Below are 20,569 nucleotides of genomic sequence, written 5' to 3' on the forward strand. Positions count from 1 at the left end.
TGCTACACCACTGAAGAAACGGAAAAACTGGAACTCATGCGCCTTACGGACAAACTCGGCGGCAACATAGAGCTTGCAATAAGGCAGCTCGCAGAGAGCAAACGTAACAGTAAGTAACATTCAAAAATCAAGAAAGACATGAAATTTACCGAATGGATAAGACATCGGATTGTCGGTCGCTTCCGGGAACCGGACCACCGGGAATTGCAGGAGATTGCTCAAAAAGCCAAACGTCTTGCCGGTGTGTACAATCACGGGGAACTTGCAAAGCTTATCCGGGAGTACAGTCATTCGGAAAAAGCTATTGAACAGATCGCCCTGCTGATAGCGAAATCCGAACCCTTCGATTCTCCCATATCAACGATGAACAAGGAATCCGTAGATATGATGGATGTATTGACGGATACTCCATTTATGGCGAAACACGGCTCTCAACTGACGGATATCCCACCATGGGAAGCCACATCAGTGCATGGTTTGTTCGCAATGTACACCATTATGCGTGATTGGGGATGTACGAAATATCCGATGAATAGAATTGAACGCCCGCCACATAGTGAAGTAATATCCGCAATAAGAATATTGGACTTCCAGAGAAAGAGCCGGGATGTATCTGAACTATGCGAACTCGCCTCATACAGCATGGTGCCATCGACCTACGTCAAGCTGCGCTATGGCATTGAGGACAAATGCAGTACCTATGAATGGCTCGAAAGCTATCTGATGGACAGGGATGACTGCTGCATTGAGCCTGATGTCAGGATGAACATTCCCCGTATAGAAGCCGAGATGTGCGCGGCGGCTGAAAAGGCGGTCGAGAATATCCCCGGAGTCCGTCTGCCGGACTTCTATCTTGAGGGACTTGACCGGGAGCTTGACAAATTGGGGCGTATCGCCGTGTCACCGGATGCTTCAAACGACCTTATCAATGTGCAACCGGATTTTCTGGTCAAATACGGTATTGACAAGACCGCAGCCCCGGAAGAACAATCCCGTCAGGCACAGAAAGCCTACAAAGAACTGGATAACAGATTAGTCCGGGTTACCAGCCGCAGACCTTATGCTGACGAATTCTTCGCATCCCTCAGACACGGGAAAGAAAAAGTGGCAGAGGTAGACCGTCCGAGACCGGTGCACAAGCCTATCCTCCGTAATCCGCCGTCCAAAGGGCGAAAAATGGGACTTTGACTTTCAACAGATTTTTATTCACCATTAAAACAGAAACATCATGAAAAAGAAAATTCTCATGCTGTGCATGGGCTGCTTCCTTGCCAGCCTCACAGCAAAAGCGCAATGGGTCGTGAGCGACCCGGGCAATCTAGCACAGGGCATCATCAATGCCGCCAAGAACATTGTTCACACGTCCTCCACAGCCACTAATATGGCGAATAATTTTCAGGAGACTGTAAAAATCTACAAGCAGGGCAAGGAGTATTACGACGGATTGCGCAAGGTCAAGAACCTTGTCCGGGATGCCCGCAAAGTCCAGCAGACCGTCCTGATGGTGGGAGATATCACGGACATCTATGTCACCAACTTCGAGCGTATGCTCAGCGATCCGTATTTTACACCGGAAGAACTGAGTGCCATTGCCCTTGGGTACACCAAACTGCTGGAAGAAAGTGCCCACCTGCTGAACGACCTGAAGACGGTGGTCAACGAGAACGGCCTTTCGATGAACGACAAGGAACGTATGGACATTATCGACCGCTGCTACAACGACATGCTGCAAAACCGTAGCCTGGTGCAGTATTACACCAACAAGAACATCGGGGTGTCCTACCTGCGCGCCAAGAAACGGAACGACCTGGACCGCGTGATGGCACTCTACGGCTCACCGAACGAACGTTATTGGTAATTATTCCTAATCCGCTTTCATTATGTTATTGTTGGCTATAGATTTTGACAACCTGCATCAGATTTTACAGAATCTGTATGTGGAAATGATGCCGCTCTGCTCAAAGATGACCGGTGTGGCAAGAGGCCTTGCCGGTTTGGGAGCGCTTTTCTATGTGGCGTATCGTGTATGGCAGGCTCTGGCCCGTGCCGAGCCTGTGGATGTCTTTCCACTTTTGCGTCCGTTCGCCTTGGGGCTTTGTATCATGTTCTTTCCGACACTCGTTCTGGGTACGCTGAACAGCATCCTCTCGCCCGTCGTGAAAGGGACCCATACCATATTGGAGTCGCAGACCTTTGACATGAACGAGTACAGGGCGCAGAAGGACAAGCTGGAGACTGAGGCGATGAAACGGAATCCCGAGACAGCCTATCTGGTCGACAAGGAGACTTTTGACAACAGGCTGGACGAGCTGGGCGCGTTTGACGCTATAGAAGCTTGCGGAATGTATGTGGACCGTGCCATGTACAACATGAAAAGGGCCGTGCAGAATTTCTTCCGCGAACTGCTGGAACTCCTGTTCAATGCGGCGGCGCTGGTCATCGACACGCTGAGGACATTCTTCCTGATCGTGCTTTCGATACTCGGTCCCGTTTCCTTTGCCATCTCCTGCTGGGACGGTTTCCAGGCTTCTCTCAGCCAGTGGTTCGTCCGCTACATCAGTATCTACCTGTGGCTTCCCGTAAGCGACCTGTTCAGCAGCGTGCTGGCGAGAATCCAGATATTGATGCTGCAGAGGGACATCGAACAGCTTTCCGACCCGGATTTCATCCCCGACAGCTCAAACGGGGTTTACATCACTTTCCTCATTATCGGCATCATCGGGTATTTCACCATCCCGACCGTATCGAACTGGATTGTGCAGGCCGGAGGCGGTGCGGGCAATTATGGAAAGAACGTGAACCAGGCGGCATCCAAGACAGGCTCCGTGGTGGCCGGGACTGCCGGAGCGGCGGTGGGAAACATTGCCGGCAGGCTTATCAAGTAATAACAGTATAAAACATTTACAGAATGGAATTCAAATCATTGAAAAATATCGAGAGCAGCTTCCGACACCTGCGTCTGTTCGGAATCGTCTATCTGTGTGTATGCACCCTGCTTGTGGGATTTTCCGTATGGAAGGCTTACAGTTTCGCGGAAGCGCAACGGGAGAAGATCTATGTGCTGGATGAAGGCAAGTCACTGATGCTGGCCCTTTCACAAGACCTGGAGCAGAACCGCCCGGTGGAAGCAAGGGAGCATGTCAGACGGTTCCACGAACTGTTCTTTACGCTCTCGCCCGACAAGAATGCGATTGAAGGCAATATCCGGAGGGCCATGTTCCTCAGTGACCGTTCCGCCTATGCCCATTATGTGGATCTGGCAGAGCAGGGATATTACAACCGGATAATTTCGGGTAACGTGAACCAGCGTGTAGGGATTGACAGCGTCAAGTGCGATTTCCATACCTATCCGTATGAGGTCGTGACCTACGCGAAACTCTCCATTATCAGGGAGAAGAGCGTGACCGAGCGCAGCCTCGTCACGCGTGGCAGGCTGCTGAACTCCACCCGCAGCGACAATAATCCGCACGGCTTCATCCTCGAAGCCTTCCGTGTGGTGGAGAACAGGGATATAAGAGTGTATGACCGTTAAAATTCAGAATGTATGAAAAAGATGTTTGTAAAAATCAAGGAATCCGTGGAAGAAAAGCTGCGGAAGCTGTGTGCCGGGCTTAGCCCGGAAAAGAGAGTGCCGGCAATTGTCATGCTGGCTGCCCTGTTTGCCATCGGAAATTTCTATATGATTTTCCGTGCCATCCATGACATCGGACGGGAGGATGTACGGCCGGAAATCATAGAGATACCCCCGATAGAAATTCCGGATGTCGTTCCTGCCGATACACTCCCGGATAAAAGGGTGCAGGAAATGGAAGAGTTTTTTAACCGATTCAATCAGAAAGAAAATGAGTAATGACGTCAATAAATTGAAACAGAGGCTGGAAATCAGGAAATACCTGGTTTTTGCCGGGATGTTCCTCCTGTTCCTCGGAGCGATGTGGCTCATTTTCGCACCGTCCGAAGAGGAAAAAAAGAAAGAGGAAAAAAATGCGGGATTCAACACCGAGCTTCCCGATCCGAGGGAAGCGGGCATAGAAGGGGACAAGATTGCCGCCTATGAGCAGGCTGACATGAAACGCAAACAGACGGAAAAACTGCGTACGCTGGAGGATTTCTCCGGGATGGCAGACGGGAACTCCGGGACTGTCGTGGAATTGTCACCGGATGCGGATGCCAAGGATGGCAGTTCTCGTGAAGGTGACAGAAGGAATGAAGCCTGTTCTTCATCCGTCTCCGCCTACAATGACATCAACAGGACGCTCGGCAACTTTTACGAGTCACCGCAGGAAGATCCGGAGAAGGAGGCGTTGAAAGCCGAGGTGGAACAACTCAAGCAGGCGGTCGCCGCACAGAACGCGCAGCCGGGTTACGAGGAGCAGGTAGCTCTCCTGGAAAAATCCTATGAGCTTGCGGCCAGGTATATGCCGGGCAATGGCAGTGTGAATACGGACAGCCGTTCCGATAATGAAAGTCCCGGGCGGAACGGAAAGGCGAAAGCCGTTCCCGTGGGGCTGGTTTCCACACCGGTGGTATCATCGTTGCCGCAGCCTGTCAGTGATTCTATACAGCTTACAGGAATGGCACAACCGGAAAGATTCCACACGCCAATCGGTCATAAAGAAGAGAGAAATGTGAGGAATACCATCCGGGCCTGCATCCACGGGGACCAGACCGTCATCAGCGGTCAGGGAGTGAGGATGAGACTGCTGGAGCCAATGCGTGTAGGGAAGCATATCCTGCCCAAAAACTCCCTGCTTACCGGAGAAGGGCGCATACAGGGTGAAAGGCTTCACGTCAATATCCTTCAGGTGGAATATGGCGGTACCATCATCCCCGTGGAACTTGCCGTGTATGACAATGACGGACAGGGCGGCATCTTCATTCCGGGGTCAATGGAGGCTAACGCCGTCAGGGAGGTTGCCGCCAATCTGGGGCAGAATCTCGGCACGAGCATCTCCATCACCAACCAGTCGGCAGGTGACCAGCTGCTTTCCGAACTCGGAAAGGGTGCCATACAAGGTGTCTCGCAGTACATATCCCGGAAGATGCGTGAAGAGAAGGCGCATCTCAAGTCAGGCTATACCCTGATGCTTTATCAAGACAACGATCAATAACAATCCATTAAAATTCAATCGACATGAAAAAGTTTTTTGTAATGCTTGCCCTTGCATGGGGCACTGTGGGCGCTTTCGCCCAAAATGAAGCCGACAGCGTAGCGGCGGTAAACAATGCCGTCACACTGGCCAAGGAAGTGTATCCTCAAAAAGAGGAGGACGGAGACCTCTATCACGGTCTGACCCGTAAACTCACCTTTGACAGGATGATACCTCCATACGGGCTGGAAGTGACCTATGGAAAGACCACGCACATCATTTTCCCGTCATCGGTGCGTTATGTGGATCTCGGTTCTCCGAACCTCATTGCAGGCAAGGCGGACGGTGCGGAGAATGTCATCCGTGTAAAGACCACCGTGAAGGACTTCCGTGAGGAGACCAACATGTCCGTGATTACCGAAAGCGGAAGTTTTTACACCTTCAATGTGAAGTATGCGGAAGAGCCGCTGCTGCTGAATATCGAGATGAAGGATTTCATTCATGACGGAAGTGAGGTGAACCGCCCCAACAACGCCCTTGACATCTACCTGAAGGAATTGGGCTGTGAATCGCCTAAATTGGTACACCTTATCTCGAAGTCCATCCACAAGGACAACAGACGGCACATCAAGCATATCGGAAGCAAGGCGTTCGGCATCCAGTACCTGCTCCGCGGACTCTATACGCACAACGGCTTGCTTTATTTTCATACACAGATAAAAAACCGCTCCAACGTGCCTTATGAGGTGGATTTCGTGACTTTTAAAATTGTGGACAAGAAGCTGATGAAACGTACCGCCATTCAGGAACAGGTGATATTCCCACTGCGTGCTTACGACTATGTAACGTCCGTCGCGGGGAAAAAGGACGGGCGCACCGTTTTCGTCTTCGACAAATTCACCATCCCCTCGGACAAGGTGCTGATGGTGGAGATGCACGAGAAAGGCGGTGGCAGACACCAGACCTTCACCGTGGAAAGTGAGGACATCGTGAGAGCCGGGGTTATCAACGAACTTAAAGTGAAGTAGCCATGAAGAAGTATCTGTTCCTTTTTGTTACAGCCGTGTCGCTTGCCCTGTTTTCAGGGCGGGCGCACGCCCAGCGGTACCTGCCCGGGATGAAGGGCGTGGAACTGCGCGGAGGATTTGCGAACGGCTCAAAGTCCCCCTTGAATTATTATACCGGATTTGCCGTTTCCGGATACACCCCAAAAGCCAACCGCTGGGTCATAGGCGCCGAGTATCTGATGAAGAATTATGGGTATCGGGATGCGAGCGTACCCCGTGCGCAGTTCACGGCAGAAGGCGGCTATTATCTGAAATTCCTGTCTGATCCGACAAAGACGGTCTTCCTCTCGGTCGGCGGTTCCGCACTGGCCGGCTATGAGACCGTGAACTGGGGCGAGAGGATACTGTATGACGGTTCGAGGCTGCTCGCCAAGGATGCGTTTGTCTATGGCGGCGCGATAACCCTGGAACTTGAGGCATACGTGACAGACGCATCGTCCTTCTTGCCGCTATCCGGGAACGTGTATTGTGGGGAAGCTCGCTGGACCTGTTCACGACACAATTCGGTCTGGGTGTCAAATTCATAATCCATTAGAACCGTATCGCTTATGACTATAGAAGAGATAAGAGACATTCCAATCGCCGTTTTTCTGGCACGGATGGGATATGAACCGGCAAGAAGACGGGGGGATGAATATTGGTATCTGGCCCCGTACCGGGAGGAGCGCACCGCCTCGTTCCAGTTGAATGTCCGTAAGGATATATGGCATGACTTCGGTACCGGACAGGGAGGCGACATATTCACCCTTGCGGGGGAGTTTATCGGCAGCGGGGATTTCAAGGCGCAGGCCAGGTTCATCACAGGGATATGGGGCGGTCTTGCTCCCGAACACAAGACCGTTTCCCGTTCCGGGGAAAATGACAGGGAAGATTCCCATAGGCAGGAAAGTTTCACGAAGGTACAGTCCGGACCGCTGCACAACAGCGTCCTGCTCCGTTATCTGGCGGAACGTGGCATTAGCGGTGATGTGGCTATGCCGAACTGCAAGGAGATCAGGTACACCTTGCACGGGAAGCGGTATTTCGCCATCGGTTTCAGGAATGTCAGCGGTGGGTACGAGGTGCGCAACCGCTTTTTTAAGGCCAGTCTCTCTCCGAAAGACATTTCGCTGATGGACAACGGTTCGGATACTTGCAATCTCTTCGAGGGGTTTATCGACTGCCTCTCGTGGATGCAACTCGAATTGGGATGTGGCGACGACTATCTCGTACTGAACTCGGTGGCATTGCTGGAACGCTCGTTCCCCGTTCTTGACAGATATGAGAGAGTCAACTGTTACCTGGACCGGGACGAAGCCGGACGGCGCACGCTGGAGGCGCTCCGCAAACGCTATGCGGATAAAATAGTGGACTGTTCCTCTTTGTACAAAGGATACAAGGATCTGAACGAATACCTGCAGAACAAGTTTCTGTAAAAATAGAATTAAGTATAACGTATTAAAATCTGATTGAATATGAATGCATTGAATAAAAAAAGAGAATTGGCCGGAATGATGGCAATCCTGTTCCTGGGTCTGGCGGCTTGTCTGTTGTCCGCCTGCAATGATGAAATGGATGTACAGCAGTCCTATCCGTTCAAGGTGGAGACCCTGCCTGTCCCCACACGTATTGTGAAAGGTGAGACGGTGGAAATACGGTGTGAACTCAAACGTGAAGGACGGTTTTCCGATGCCCGCTACACCATCCGATATTTCCAGCCGGACGGCAAGGGTACACTCCGTATGGATGACGGGATGGTGTTGCTGCCCAATGACCGCTATCCCCTTGACAGGGAGGTGTTCAGGCTATACTACACTTCTGAAAGCGAGAACCAGCAGACGATAGACATCTATTTCGAGGACAACAGCGAACCGGCACAGATTTGCCAATTGACTTTTGATTTCAACAACGAGGCGGAGGACGAGGATTCCGTCGTGACTGCGGATAGCAAGGAATTGCCGGTCACAATTGTCGGACACTAAGCCGGTCCTGCCTATGATGAAGTTAAAAGCAATATGGTTTGCGGTGCTTTCCATCACGGTCTTTTTTCCGGGTATGCCGTCGAGGGCGGAGAATCCGATAAAGGCAAGTCCGGACAGGTTCAGTATTGCGGTCGAGTGTGTCAAGCGATTCGAGGGTTGGCATGGAGAGAAAAAGCATTGGCCTTATGTCGGGTGGGGGCACAAAGTTCTTCCCGGGGAGAGGTTTACCAACAGTATTACAAAAGCACAAGGTGATTCCATTCTGAGAGCAGACCTCCGTAAGTTGTGCCGTATGTTCAGTTATCTGGGACGTGATTCTTTGATCGTTAGTGTTCTTGCGTATAATGTGGGCTGTTCCCGTATCAAAGGGTATGGAAAAATACCCAAGAGCCGGCTGTTGAAAAAACTGGAGTCGGGTGACCGCGATATCTATAAGGAATATGTCTCCTTCAGATGCTACAAGGGGAAAGTGGTTCCGAGCATCGAACGGAGAAGGAAAGTGGAATATATGCTGCTTTTTGAGAAGTAAATGAAAAAGGGAGAATCTTTCAGTTGTTTTCGACTGTCAGGTTCTCCCTTATGCGTATTGTCGGAATCAGGCCATTTGTGCGGCTTGTATGTCAGCTTACCGGAACGGCATCCTGTACTTCAGCTGCTTCCGGCAGATGGGAAAGCAGTAGTTCCGCCATTGCTCCGTTTTGTGGAATCAGTGCCGGGAAGTCCGTTTTTCCGGGCTTGTATATCTCTGTGGCTATATTGTATAGCTCCCAAGCGGTAATCTGCCCTTTGGTCATAGCCAGTTTAAGCACCTCTTCCGTGAATATAGAAATTTGCCCTTGGTTCAGAGGATAGGTTTCCACGGAGGATGACAGATTCCTGTCCGAACTGTCGTGGGAGACGCGCAACGCGGTCAACAGACCTATATACATATAGATTTCCTCCATAGATATAACCCGGCGTTTCAGCCGTTGTATGCGTTCGATGTCCTCGTTCATGTTCACCTCGAAATTGGCAAGCCAGCCGTCCACGGTTTCGAACACCTCTTCCGTCGAGACTTTCTTCTTGCCGTAATTGCAGACACTTCGCTCGGGTGAAAGGATACACTGGTTATGACAGATTAGCACGCAGGGACCTATGGCTGCCTGTATGCCGTCCTGGTGGTAGGCGACGACCAATGTTGTGGTCAGTTCGTCCGTCTCCCAGTCCTTGATCCGGATGGTGGCGAAGATACGGCGCAGGATGTGCGCTTCCACGGCTTTTTCGCCATGTGTCTGTTCCACCTGCGGAAGGATGCTTACTCCCGGCTGCGTCTTGTTCCTGTTCTGGGCCGCGAAGATTTCCTCCACCTCATAGTCGAGATTGTATTTCTCGCAGATGTCCATCATGCGCCGGATGACCTGGTAATGGTAGATACCTTGCACCGGGTTGTTGTAGATGTCGTTTTCCTTGTAGGTACGCTGAAGCGTCTCGAAGTTCATCACTTCAATTCCGTTTTTCTGGAAGTCAAACTGCTGTTGTCTTTCCATTACTGCCAATGTCGTTTCCATAATCTTGAATTTTATGAAGTTAATACTGTCGTTTGTCTTTTATCAGGTGTGTATCTGCCATCCGTGGAACGGTTGTAGTGTTACGGCAAAAGAGCGGTCCGGTATTCCGTGATAGAGCAGACCGCCCACGATGCCTGTCCTTCCGTCGGGATAACATTGTGTAAAGCCGAACGAGTACGGGGCATGGTCATAGTAGAGTGAGATTTCGCAGGGATGGTCGGGATTTTCTTCCCAGCTCTTCAACCGCTCCAGGCATTTTTGGAGCGAGGTGTCACCGATGGATTCGGCATAACGCTTTACATTCTCGAAATGTTCTTCATTCAGGATTTTCATGACTTTTGAATTTTATCTGTTAAACACGTCCGGCTCCGGGAGCCGGTATTTTTATTTCTCGCCTGCCAGACTGTCCCGTGATCGTACCCGCAAGGTTTGGCGAAAGAAAATACCGCAGCCGTCAGGCGAGGATGATTTTCTTTCAGCCAACCCCGCAAGGGGCCTGACCTTGACAGGGTACACCGGACACGGGACTACCTTTGCAGGGTGGGAAATAAAATACACGGTAGTGTGCTTTGCATGGTCTGTGGCGATTCTCTTCCTGATTTGTTCGCCATTGCCGGACAAAAGATGTATTTTTGCAATTCTAATTTCAGTTTTATGGAAAACTATATAAAGAAAGCGGCGGATGCTTTCCTTGTGGAGCGTCCGTACGGTATGCGTGTGGATTACAGGAAGAAAGGATTCGTGCTGTTTAACCGTAACCTCAATGTGTTGGGAAATGCGGAACAGACCCGTCTGGAAGAACTGCCTCTGGAGCGGTTCAATGTGGAGGAGATTCCGTTGGAGGGTGAAGTCGTGGAGGAACACTCAGGATTTACCGATGTATTCTTCTATACCGATCTGACCAATCCCTATGCCGGATATGTACTGAATTTGCAAAAGCTTAAAGCCTATAACCGGTTGATGTTTCCGCTGGCAATGGCGCTGAACCGTGAATTGTGAGGCCGGAAGCCGGTAGCGGTAACAGCTGCATGGAGCAGACCGTTACCGCCCCGGATTTAATTATTTGCCCTCTTTTTCTGTAATGAACGCCAGATAGGCGGACACGGCCTTATGGCATCCGGTAAAGTCCGGAGTCCGGCAGCCCTTGATTTTCCGGAAACTGACGGTGCCGTTCCTGTCAATGCCCCTCACATGCCTGTTGAATGTCCCTTTGGTTCTGATATGGATGTCAAAACCGTCCCTTCCGGTGATTTCAACGAACATTTCTCCCGTGATCCGTTCCCCGTCCAGGAATTTCTCTTTCTGTTCATTGAGTAGCCGCTGATGTTGCTCTTCCTGCACTCTGCGCTCTTCCGCCTCTTTCTCCTTCTGCTCCCTGCGTTTCTGCTCCTGTATTCTTTTATATTCCTCACGGGCTTGCACCAGGGAAGTGGTGTCAAGTCCGAGAGCCTCGAACACGCGAACGGAGATCAAATTGACGAAGGCTCCTCTTTCCGCACTTTGAAGCGTATCCGCAATCCAGTTCCTGCAATAGGTGGCGGCTTCCTCTCTGCAACCTTCTCCCTTGAGAAACCGGCGTGAATACTGCCCGCTGGAAAAATAAACGTTTTCAATCCGGCAGACCACATGGAAACAGTCATCGTCTTCATTCCCGTCTTCGTTCTTTCTCGACAGGGAGAGATATACATTCTCCGCATACGGCTCCAGTTCCATATAAGGAGCCACGACGGTATTCCCGTCAGACTTGTACTTGAACACTTTTGCTTTCATATTATCGTTCAGTTTGTCGGTTGTTGAATATTTCATCTATAATCTCTTTCCCGCTTCTTTCACCCTTCAGGAAGGCAAGGAAGCGCCTCAAAAAGAGCCGGGCACAGTCAGTGCCCAGTTGGGAGCTTTCACCGTCTTTGGTTGCGCATACCGCAAAACGCCCCAGTCCGAAACTGTCCTGTTGCGGTATGATGTGGTAAGACAAGTCCTCGCTTGCGTTGATGTGCAACCCACGACGGAAAACATAGAAAGTTTTCGGGATTCTTCTGTCGGTATCGATTTCCATACGCTTGTAACCGTGGTGTTCCAATAACCGGACCAGTTCCCTGTTTGTCGGAATTGTATGTCCGATCCAGTCCGGCCAGCTTATATTTTCTATTATGTGTCCGTAATTGTCATATAATATGTTGAACTGTTCCTGGTATTCATCGTAAAATTCCCCGTTCCCGTTGCACATTTCCTCCAACGCGATGCCGTTTTTACGGACAAGGGCAAGGTCGCCCAGTCCACACGCGATTTCATTGAGCAGCGTGCGTTCCTCATCCCTGTCTTTTGCCGTTCCGTAAATTCTAAGCAGGGAATACCGGTGTAGCGCCGAACGGGATGGCATATCCAGTTTTTCCCATATCCCATCGTCTCCTATAGCCTGTCTGGTGTTTTCCGGAAGTCCGTACCACCACTTGTCCAAATTGTTTGTATCCATAATTCCTGAATCAGATTGTTTTCAAATTCTGTTTTGAGTACCATGCCTGATACGCGGCGGCATACTCCTGACGTTCCCGTTCCAGGGAATCTCTCATCTCAGGGGTGTACCCGAGCAGGCGGATGTATCCTCCGTTATAGCCGGTGAGTTCGCACCTTATTCCGGCTTCCTCCAGTTTGTCGATGCGTTTTTTGGCCATTTTTGCGCTTGAATATTCCTTCGGCCAAAAATAGAGTTCGCCCCGTGAGCCGAAACAGTCTTCCCCCAGAATTATTTCCCCGGCATACTTCCGGCTTTCGATGAAGCCGAAACGCGCTTTGCCCAATGCCCGGCGCATTGCCTTGTGTGCCGGACCTTCCGGATGCTTGAATACCTCCGGCTTGTCTTTGCTGCCGAGTCTGGGCGGTTCCACCTTGTACGGCTGTTTGTAACTTCCGATTCCGAGCGTCAGGTAAAAGTTGGTATGGAAATAGTCCGTCATGGGGTCGCTGTCATCGAAATTGTACGACATGATGAAATCGCAGATATTCATCATTACTTCTTTTGCCCTGTCCGTCAAGGATTTGTCTGAATGGATATGATGGTGATTGACATCGCCTTGAACTTTTCCGGACTCTTTGGTGAACGCCTCGAAATCCGCTTTCATCAACCGGATATGGATGGAGTGGCAATTCTCCCGTCTGACGGAGAACTTGTATCCCGGATAGGTCTCCTTGAGCCATGCCCGTACCAGTTCCACGATTTCCGGCGCGTGCTGTCCCTTGTAATTGCGGCCTTTCCAGCGGTATTCGTTATACACGTACTCGGTGTATTCCTTTGCCGTGGCTCCCGGATAGTCATGTTCATATCCGGTTGAAGCCGCTGAAACATCCGGTTTGTCTTTCCATATCCCGTACAGTTTTTCAAACTCGGTGTTCACCCGTTGCATGATTGCAGTGTCACCACCCTTGTCCGGATGGTGCTGCAATGCCAGGCAGCGGTATTCCTTCTTCAGATCCGCCATGCTGTGTATGTTCTGAAAATAAGCCATAGCCATAAGTCTTTATGCCCCTGCGAGGCGGTTGATAAAATATTCCTGATAATCAAGGTCAAGCCCGAGGTTGCTGCACGCCATCCCGATGTCGTCTCCCCTCAAGTCATCCGCTTCCTGCAATTCACGCAGGTATCTGATTTCGGAATCCAGGTATTCCTGCGCTTCCGTCTGACTGCAACCGCATGAGTTACTTATCAGTTCAATGATGTTTGTCTGCATATCATTCGTTGTTTGAGGTATGTTTATTATAGATTTCCCGTTTATATTCGTAGTCCCGGCTGTTCCACCACCGGCCTGCCGCATCGACAAATGTCTGCGGACTTTCGGCAGGCGGACAGTCACAGACTTTCAACCCTGTGATTTGTTCTTTTGACTCAAGACCACATGACTCCCACCAGGACTGCATCTTTTGTGTGAATTCCGCTTTGGTACAGAAAAAGGTCTGGTCAACGCATTCTTCACACCATTTGCCGTCACACCAGTGCCCGTCATTGTCATCATACACATAGCTGATACGTTCATCCGTGTTGGCGTTTATCCATACTTGAATTTCCAACTGCCGTGAGCCGCATTCTTTGCATACAAGGATGTCGGAATCGTCCGGTTCTTTTCGGAAAGCCCTGCCGTCATAAAGCGTAACGGCACGTTCAACAAGTAACTTCTGATAGTTCTCCGACAATCCGGCAAAGAACCGTTCCGCGGCACCGAAAATGGCATTGTCTGCCGACACGGACCATTTATCCCAAAAGTGCCGGTACATATCTCCAAATACTACCTTGCATTCTTCCTTGCTCCAGGCGTTCCACATGTAGTAGAAGAAACTGGAGACTGCATTTTCCGCCTGATATTTCATGGTTCTTCCGTTTTGGGTTCAACATCTTTTGTCTCTTCCAATTGCCGCCATGCAGCATCGTACATTTCATGGAGCCAGTCTATATTCCTTGCGCCGAGTTCAAACGGGCCGTAGCATTCCACCTCATCACCGCTTTCTTTCTCTTCGGCAATGACGGTCAGGCTGCCCTCCATTATCCGGACACCCGTTACCCGGCATTCATACGGGTCTCCGTTTTTCCCGAACCAGATTATCCATACCGGGTCATCTTCCCGGTTCGTAAAGGCAAGTTCCGCCAGTGAGTGCGCCTGAAGCAACTGCCGTATCGCTTCAATGATGCCATTACGTAGTTCCTCAATCCGGTCGCTGAAATTCATCGCGATGTATTTTGCCCGGGCTTTCCTGCCCGTTTCCTTGATCGAGAGTATCTGCGATTCGGGATGGATGCCGAAGTTCCAGTCCGTTACCTCGTCATCATCGCGTGTCGTGTGGATATTGCCGCCCAGTACCAGACCGCAGTCTTCCTCTACCATTCTTTTTGCTTCTTCGCGGTTCCCTGCCGCTACCATGTAAGTGCCCTCGAAGGCGTATCTTACCCTTACTTCATATTTTGCCATACTCCTATAATTGGGTTGTTGATTGTTGATGTTACATGATTGATTGTTGTCCTGATTCCTCGAAGTATGCCGGTGATATCCGGTACAGTTCGGGAAGGTTCAGTTTTACCATCGGGTATTCCACCCATCCGCTCCTGCGCCTGTAACCCGTATCTTCGGCAAGATTGTATCTTATGAGAAAGTCCATCGCTTCCGGATTGTTGTTGATGTCAACAAATGCCTTGTCGGGAATCCCGAAGGCCGGAAAGTCCTCCAGATTGACGGTCAGTACCGTATAAGCTTCCCCGGTCTTCGGTACTTCCAGGCTCAAGGCAAGCCAGCCATTCGGATAAAACCCAGGGACAAGTTTCAATTTTCTTTTATGGTATGGATATGTCTTGCCATGCCGGTTCTGACCGGAATCCATGATTTCGAAATCTTCTTCGCCTTCAGTAAATGACCGCATCGGGCAGGATACATCATAATAGCAGCCGTCTTCGTGACAGCACAGGTATTCCTTTCCTTCGGAGAGGATGATGACATATTTCTTTTCCATGACTTTATGATTTTAATGGTGGATACTTGATTTTATGAGGCGACAAGGCTTATCCTCTCACCGAAAAAGGAGTCATCCACCCCGTACACATGCCGGATGGAGCATTCATACTTGGAACGTTCGTCATCCAGCCGGAAACGGAAACCGTGATAGTCTTTCACTTCCAATTTCAGCCTTACGTCTTTCTTCAGTTCCATTTCAAGCAGGCTTCCGCCGCCATATGTTGAACTGAAAAGTCCGCAACAGTTGCCTTTGGGGATAACGACCTCTTCCAATGAAAAGCCGGCTTCATACAGTTCTTTCAGGTTCACCCTGCCTATATAGGTCAGCAGGTTTGCCCCGCAGCAGGAATTGATAAGCTCCTCATAGAACTGTTCGTATGAGACCTGCTCCCTGCCGTTCCGGTTTTTACGGTTCGGGAAACGCCCGTAGGCCTTGTAGCCGTGCTTTGTCAGGATTTTCTTTACTCTCGCCGGATTGAGGTTCAGGCTGTCCACCATGTCCCCGAAATAGGACTCCTCGTACCTGTAACCGCCCTGCGATTCAAACCAGTGGGAGTTGATGCAGTCATAGTTGGAAAGCATCTCCACCCGGATGGGGATGTCGTCCGTATGCATTATCAGCTCCTTTATCACATCCGAATCATTTCGGCTGTAAATCTCGTCACGGATTTCATCTTCGTGCTCATCGAAGAAGTCATCCACATCCTCTTCGTCAAAGTCATTAAAGACGGTACATTTCTCTTTCAGTTTCGCGATGATTCCACGGACAGCCTCCCATTCGGCATCGCTGTACCACACGTCTGCCTCTTCCCACAAATGCTCACGGCTCTTGCTGTCAAGGCATTTTTGAATCAGGCCGCGGTGGTTGTCAAGATTGTCATCATAGTCCGTCCATACCAGCGTATAGGCCGGTTCCATCAGGGATTTGATGAAATCCAATGTCAATGTTTTCTGTTCATCCATTTCTGTTACCTGTGTACGGCAGGGTTCCTTTTCCCGTACATACCGTTATAAATGACAGAAGCGGCCTTCAAGCCGCCTCCGTGTGTTTCCTAACCATATAGTTCCTTCACGATCTTGTCGTATATTTCCTTTGCCATTTCCGTATTCCGGTTGAAGTGGAAATAAGCCGTGTATCTGTATCCTGTTCTTGGCACTCCTCCGCACTGCTGTATCGCCCTGTCTATCTCCCAGTCGATATCACCTATGCCGAGGGATATGCTTGTGCCATGCAGCATACATCGGGCAAGTTTCAGCGCGGAATCCTTCCTGTCGTCCTTGCGGAGCCTGTCGAAAGCCATCAGCGCGATTTCCCTGTTGCTTATCGTTATGGTGTCCATATCCTGTTCAGTTTAGTGTCAGACTGTCTTTATTCCGTTCCCTGTTGCGGCTTGCCAGTATCCCGAAATGGATGCTGAATATGCGCCGGCTGAAGCAGACAGGGGAATTGTATTCCATACGTTGCCACAGCGTGAAGTGGTTGCCGGAGAACGACCACCTGAAATATCCTGACAGCGAGCCGAATTGCGGATTGGTATTCCTGTTTATCAGGAACCTGTTCACATCCACGATGTGCCTTGCCGTCAGGAGAATGTTCAGGATCTCCACGAACGCCATTTGCGAGTAGGGGTCAACCGGCATTACCGGTCCTTTGAAGTTGATTTCCATCCTGTATATGTTTTAATCGTAATTGTCATCGAATACCTCGAAGTGGGGAATACCCGTGTCGAAGTAATTGCTTGATATGCCCGGGTAGTACGGCAGGCTGTCATCCCCGCTGTCCGGGCATGGCTCATCACCGGTATAGGCCGTGTTCCCGAAAAGTTCGATGTAATGCGCCACCAGCAGGTGTGCATCTTCCGTGCTTATGTCATGCCCGTAGCGGTCACACCAGTCGAAGAAACAATCCTTGTCGGGTTCTTCCAGCTGTTCCATCGCTTCCCGTATCTCAAAAAAGTTGGGGCACAGCCATTCCATGTTGATGAGTGAGTCCGGAATGTCCTCCCATTTCATGTACCTGTATTCCGGTGTCTCCTCTTCGGCGAACAGTTCGGAACAGGTGCACAGGAATTCCCCCATGTCGCCGAAGTCAGACATCTGCAACCAGTTGTCCTTCTCCTGCCTTGTGTCTATGAGATGCTGCGTGGTCACTGCCACTTCCGCTTGATTCAAGTCCATAATTCTTCATTTATCAGTTAATGATTGGAACCGGGGATTTCATTCCACAGGCTCCAAAAGGTCCGCACCCCGGCAGCGCAGGGTTTTTCGGGGAAATACCGGAGCCCCCGGCGAGGATGATTTCCCCGAAAACCGCCTGCGGCCTGACCTTGCCCTGCCGGTAAGGGGGTGGGCTACCTTTGCCTGTGGAATGGAATCTGCGGTTTCCCATTAGTTTTCCCTTTTTTCAATTCATTATGCGCTGGCTTCCCCAGCTGATGTGTATCCTGCCTTCGCTGTCGCACTCCCTTACCAGCAGGCTCTCGATGACGGACATGGTGACGTCGAACTCCTCGAAGATCTCGGACTGTTCCTTGACCTCACCCGTCTTGATGAACTCGTTCAGCCGTTCCTTCGTAAGTACCAGCGCCATTAGGTTCTGCTCCACGGAATCCTTATAGGTGACATAATGCACGTCCTTCTGCTCTTTGGAGTCAAGACGGATAAATCGGAAATAGAACTGTTCCATCTTCGGGATGTTCCATTGCAGGGATTCCAGTATCACGTCGTTGCAGGTGGGTATGTTCACCGAACTGCTCAGGCTCTGCTGCGTGCAGACCAGTATGCCGTTGACGGTGGAATCGAACTCCGTCACAACGCTTTGTCGTTTCTTGAACGCCACGTCTCCCTTGACCACGAATACAGGACGCTCCGGGAAACATTCGCGGAGACGCTTCTCGTAAAGGTCGAATGCGGCTATGGACGTGCAACCGACAGCCACCTTGCCGGGTATCTTCCGCACCAGCCTTTCGATATACTTTGTCTTGTTCGGAATTCCGTCGCCGGAATAGCCCTCTATCAGGTGGGGGACGGAACAGGCCTTGATGAGCAGCTTGATCTGGCGCATAAGCCGGAGACCGGCATCCTTCTTCGTGTCACCCGTGCTGTTGTAATACAGCTCGCAGATGCGGCAGAACTCCTCGATGATGACACGGTAAACCTCACGCTCGCCGTCGGACGGGCTGACGGTATGTGTCCGTATCCTGTATTTCTCGCCCGCGAAATCCCTGAACTTGCGGGTGATGACGGTCTTGCCGATAAGCTCTGCCAGTTCCTCCTTGTTATAGACATCCTGGTTCTGTTTCTCAATGCCGAAGACGGTGGATTTTCCCGGACAATGGCAGGCACGGAAAAGCACATGCCCCCTGAAAGCCGAGAACGGTTCGCCGTAATGGGGATTTGTGTCTTCCTCTATCTCCTTGTCCTTGTTATCGTGGTACACCCGGCCGCTCCAACAAATCATATTGACGGAGTTGTTATAGAGCAGTTCGAACTGGCTGTACAGTTCCGCGATATTGTTGCGGGTGGTCGTGCCGGTGTCGAGTATCTTGTACCTGAGACGGCGGAAGAGGCAGAGGATATGCCTTGTCCGCTGTGACGACGGGTTGGTTATCTCGTCCGACTCGTCGAAAACGAGGCACAGTTTTCTTGAGGTGCGCTTGACAAACCTTGCCAGCCCCCGTTTCAGCTTGCTGAGCATGGAGGTGGAGAGGATGAGGAACACGCCTTCCGGCACCGTTTCCAGGTCGGCATTGCACCTTGCCACACGGAACTGTTCCCTGTTCATTGAGAGGAAGGGTATCCATGTCATGTTGGTGGCGATGGCGGGAGCCAGTATGACGGCATTCCGTACCTTGCGGTATTTGAGCAGGTACTTAGCGCGGTGGTACACGGCGGCCGTCTTGCCCGAGCCTTGCTGCCAGTTCAGCAGCGCATAGCGTTTCTGCAGGACAAGGTTAAGGTCGTGTTTCTGGAGCGTGGTGAACTCACATACGTCACCGTCCTTGTTGATGAAGGTCGTGCGGTCAAGGTATTCTTTCAGCCTGTCATCTTCCTCCATCTCCGGGAACTGCCGGTCCTGCATTTCATACTCTCTCCGCTTGCGCCGTATCAGTTTCTCCGCCGCACGGATTTGGCGCATGTTCTTTTCTGTCGGCACTTCCGGCATGGGCAGTTCGGCACGCTCCAGCACGAGGTCGTTGATACTTGCCGCCTTGTGCGGAACTTTGTCCAACAGACGCGGCGCATATTGTTTCAGTTTGAATCCGTATGAGGTCTTCACCAACGCCACTTCCTTGCGAGGTACAGTATTTTGCGAGGTGATGTACCTGCGGATGACAGCAAGCACTTTCTTCGGGGTCAGCTTGTTCTTCTCCCATTGGTTCACCTGTTCCCGTGTGGCGTTCCCGGGCGGTTTCTGGTTGCGGAATTTCGTGACCAAAGCCTCCGTCTTGCCGATATACCTGTTCAACTTGGCGTGTACCTTCAACTCGTACATGTACTTGGCAAGTCTGTACTCGAACAGTTCAAGCTCTTCCTTGTCGATCCTGTTGGTCTCGCGCATCAGGTCGAAACGCAACCGGTGTTTCATAGCCCTTGCCCCGCCGATGCGTTTTTTCAATTCTTCCACCGTTATGAATTCCTCCGCGCTGTAAGCCCGCATCCCGATGTGGACCGATTTACGGAGAAATACCATAATCTTCGTATTGAAATCATGGACTCCGGTTGCAGCAAAGGCTGACGGGGCCAGCTTCGTCTGACCGACAAAGGAGAAATTACTGTTTATGCCGGCTATCCGTGTCTTTTCCCAGAATCCGCTCTGCATGAAAGAGCCAGGCACGATTATCATCAGGATTCCTGCCGGATTAAGCACATCATAAGCCTTGTCCATATAGTATTCCTGCGACAGTTTGTAGTCGAACTTCAGGTTGAAAGGAGGATTGCCGATGACAATATCGAAGCGTTGTTCCGGATAGTATTGCCGGAGGTCGCATTTCTCGATATGCGCGTCAGGATAGAGGTATCGTGCCACGGAAACGGCCTTGCCGTCTATGTCGAAGCCGTAGGCGTTATGCAGGTTGGGCAGGTGGTTGAAGAAATTGCCCATGCCGCAGCACATGTCAAGTATCATTTCCGAGGAGGTGGGAGAAAGCATATCCGCCATGTCCCGGCATACTTCATGCGGGGTGAAGAACTGTCCCATCTCGGATTCCTTCTTCGCTTCGGCGTACTCGTGGTAATTGGCAAAATCGGACTGCTTGAGGTTGTGCAGTCCTCCGATGCCGGTGTAGCAGTTGTAGATGCTCTCCGCCGGAATGAGGTCCTTGCCGGAGTCTATGGCGAAAAGTATCTTTTCGTTGACCTCGGCACGCATACCTTGCGGGATCTGTTGGGGGATGATGGCATACATGGCTT

At 50.9% G+C, this 20,569-nt stretch carries 25 protein-coding genes and 2 pseudogenes; 13 read left to right on the forward strand and 14 right to left on the reverse strand.

The annotated features are described in order from the left end of the window. The 12 genes and pseudogenes from BSCG_RS30970 to BSCG_RS01175 form a co-directional block, all read left to right on the forward strand. Window positions 1-117: pseudogene (locus BSCG_RS30970) on the forward strand (conjugal transfer protein TraG); the annotation flags it as partial. Between the two features lie 21 nt (window positions 118-138). Beyond that, on the forward strand, window positions 139-1,188 hold the full coding sequence (locus BSCG_RS01225) for a hypothetical protein (protein WP_005680467.1): 1,050 nt from the start codon (window positions 139-141) through the stop codon (window positions 1,186-1,188). Between the two features lie 40 nt (window positions 1,189-1,228). Next, window positions 1,229-1,858: a DUF4141 domain-containing protein gene (locus BSCG_RS01220; protein WP_005680468.1), complete on the forward strand. Its 630-nt coding sequence runs from the start codon at window positions 1,229-1,231 to the stop codon at window positions 1,856-1,858. A gap of 22 nt (window positions 1,859-1,880) precedes the next feature. Further along, complete coding sequence (gene traJ, locus BSCG_RS01215; RefSeq protein ID WP_005832138.1) at window positions 1,881-2,885, forward strand: conjugative transposon protein TraJ; 1,005 nt, start codon at window positions 1,881-1,883, stop codon at window positions 2,883-2,885. Window positions 2,886-2,908: 23 nt separating this feature from the next. Continuing rightward, a complete protein-coding gene (gene traK / locus BSCG_RS01210) occupies window positions 2,909-3,532 on the forward strand; it encodes a conjugative transposon protein TraK (protein ID WP_005832135.1) in 624 nt (207 codons plus the stop codon). Window positions 3,533-3,544: 12 nt separating this feature from the next. Further along, the gene (locus BSCG_RS01205) at window positions 3,545-3,850 is read left to right on the forward strand and encodes a TraL conjugative transposon family protein (RefSeq protein WP_008777483.1); all 306 of its coding nucleotides are present in this window, start codon (window positions 3,545-3,547) and stop codon (window positions 3,848-3,850) included. Beyond that, window positions 3,843-5,111, forward strand: a complete 1,269-nt coding sequence (gene traM, locus BSCG_RS01200; RefSeq protein WP_005832131.1) for a conjugative transposon protein TraM — start codon at window positions 3,843-3,845, stop codon at window positions 5,109-5,111. Before BSCG_RS01205 ends, traM begins: the two co-directional genes overlap by 8 nt. A 23-nt stretch (window positions 5,112-5,134) precedes the next feature. Further along, complete coding sequence (gene traN / locus BSCG_RS01195) at window positions 5,135-6,118, forward strand: conjugative transposon protein TraN (protein WP_005832129.1); 984 nt, start codon at window positions 5,135-5,137, stop codon at window positions 6,116-6,118. 2 nt (window positions 6,119-6,120) lie between these two features. Further along, a pseudogene (locus tag BSCG_RS01190) lies at window positions 6,121-6,692 on the forward strand (conjugal transfer protein TraO). A gap of 13 nt (window positions 6,693-6,705) precedes the next feature. Beyond that, window positions 6,706-7,572 (forward strand): toprim domain-containing protein, encoded by an 867-nt coding sequence (locus tag BSCG_RS01185; protein ID WP_005832125.1) that lies wholly within the window; start codon window positions 6,706-6,708, stop codon window positions 7,570-7,572. Between the two features lie 39 nt (window positions 7,573-7,611). After that, complete coding sequence (locus BSCG_RS01180; protein WP_005832123.1) at window positions 7,612-8,118, forward strand: DUF3872 domain-containing protein; 507 nt, start codon at window positions 7,612-7,614, stop codon at window positions 8,116-8,118. 13 nt (window positions 8,119-8,131) lie between these two features. Further along, the gene (locus BSCG_RS01175; RefSeq protein ID WP_005832121.1) at window positions 8,132-8,647 is read left to right on the forward strand and encodes a glycoside hydrolase family protein; all 516 of its coding nucleotides are present in this window, start codon (window positions 8,132-8,134) and stop codon (window positions 8,645-8,647) included. A gap of 91 nt (window positions 8,648-8,738) precedes the next feature. On the opposite strand, the gene BSCG_RS01170 is transcribed toward BSCG_RS01175, so the two are convergent. Beyond that, window positions 8,739-9,665: a hypothetical protein gene (locus BSCG_RS01170; protein WP_005832118.1), complete on the reverse strand. Its 927-nt coding sequence runs from the start codon at window positions 9,663-9,665 to the stop codon at window positions 8,739-8,741. Between the two features lie 42 nt (window positions 9,666-9,707). Beyond that, entirely contained in the window at window positions 9,708-9,998 is a 291-nt protein-coding gene (locus BSCG_RS01165; RefSeq protein ID WP_005832116.1) for a DUF4120 family protein, read from the reverse strand. A 321-nt stretch (window positions 9,999-10,319) separates the two neighbouring features. On the opposite strand from BSCG_RS01165, the gene BSCG_RS01160 reads away from it, so the two are divergent. Then, window positions 10,320-10,664 (forward strand): hypothetical protein, encoded by a 345-nt coding sequence (locus BSCG_RS01160; RefSeq protein WP_008777488.1) that lies wholly within the window; start codon window positions 10,320-10,322, stop codon window positions 10,662-10,664. Between the two features lie 60 nt (window positions 10,665-10,724). Here BSCG_RS01160 and BSCG_RS01155 read toward each other — a convergent pair whose 3' ends face one another. The 12 genes from BSCG_RS01155 to BSCG_RS01110 form a co-directional block, all read right to left on the reverse strand. Next, window positions 10,725-11,435, reverse strand: a complete 711-nt coding sequence (locus BSCG_RS01155; RefSeq protein ID WP_032849864.1) for a hypothetical protein — start codon at window positions 11,433-11,435, stop codon at window positions 10,725-10,727. Between the two features lies 1 nt (window position 11,436). Continuing rightward, window positions 11,437-12,138, reverse strand: coding sequence for a hypothetical protein (locus tag BSCG_RS01150; RefSeq protein WP_004309364.1), 702 nt, complete (start codon window positions 12,136-12,138; stop codon window positions 11,437-11,439). A 10-nt stretch (window positions 12,139-12,148) separates the two neighbouring features. Continuing rightward, window positions 12,149-13,168: an LPD29 domain-containing protein gene (locus BSCG_RS01145; protein ID WP_008777490.1), complete on the reverse strand. Its 1,020-nt coding sequence runs from the start codon at window positions 13,166-13,168 to the stop codon at window positions 12,149-12,151. A gap of 12 nt (window positions 13,169-13,180) precedes the next feature. Beyond that, window positions 13,181-13,390, reverse strand: coding sequence for a hypothetical protein (locus BSCG_RS0128130; protein ID WP_004309362.1), 210 nt, complete (start codon window positions 13,388-13,390; stop codon window positions 13,181-13,183). Window position 13,391: 1 nt separating this feature from the next. Then, window positions 13,392-14,024 (reverse strand): hypothetical protein, encoded by a 633-nt coding sequence (locus BSCG_RS01140; protein ID WP_004309361.1) that lies wholly within the window; start codon window positions 14,022-14,024, stop codon window positions 13,392-13,394. Next, complete coding sequence (locus BSCG_RS01135; RefSeq protein WP_004309359.1) at window positions 14,021-14,620, reverse strand: hypothetical protein; 600 nt, start codon at window positions 14,618-14,620, stop codon at window positions 14,021-14,023. Before BSCG_RS01135 ends, BSCG_RS01140 begins: the two co-directional genes overlap by 4 nt. Window positions 14,621-14,651: 31 nt before the next feature. Beyond that, window positions 14,652-15,155: a DUF4313 domain-containing protein gene (locus BSCG_RS01130; RefSeq protein WP_004309358.1), complete on the reverse strand. Its 504-nt coding sequence runs from the start codon at window positions 15,153-15,155 to the stop codon at window positions 14,652-14,654. A 32-nt stretch (window positions 15,156-15,187) separates the two neighbouring features. Continuing rightward, window positions 15,188-16,120: a hypothetical protein gene (locus BSCG_RS01125; protein WP_008777491.1), complete on the reverse strand. Its 933-nt coding sequence runs from the start codon at window positions 16,118-16,120 to the stop codon at window positions 15,188-15,190. A gap of 89 nt (window positions 16,121-16,209) precedes the next feature. Continuing rightward, the gene (locus tag BSCG_RS01120) at window positions 16,210-16,497 is read right to left on the reverse strand and encodes a hypothetical protein (RefSeq protein WP_005680491.1); all 288 of its coding nucleotides are present in this window, start codon (window positions 16,495-16,497) and stop codon (window positions 16,210-16,212) included. A gap of 7 nt (window positions 16,498-16,504) precedes the next feature. After that, entirely contained in the window at window positions 16,505-16,825 is a 321-nt protein-coding gene (locus BSCG_RS0128135) for a hypothetical protein (RefSeq protein WP_005680492.1), read from the reverse strand. A 12-nt stretch (window positions 16,826-16,837) separates the two neighbouring features. Beyond that, entirely contained in the window at window positions 16,838-17,335 is a 498-nt protein-coding gene (locus BSCG_RS01115) for a hypothetical protein (RefSeq protein ID WP_005680493.1), read from the reverse strand. Window positions 17,336-17,561: 226 nt separating this feature from the next. Further along, window positions 17,562-20,564 (reverse strand): N-6 DNA methylase, encoded by a 3,003-nt coding sequence (locus BSCG_RS01110; RefSeq protein ID WP_005680495.1) that lies wholly within the window; start codon window positions 20,562-20,564, stop codon window positions 17,562-17,564. Window positions 20,565-20,569 lie beyond the last annotated feature (5 nt).

Source organism: Bacteroides sp. 2_2_4, from assembly GCF_000157055.1.
Lineage (GTDB): Bacteria > Bacteroidota > Bacteroidia > Bacteroidales > Bacteroidaceae > Bacteroides > Bacteroides ovatus.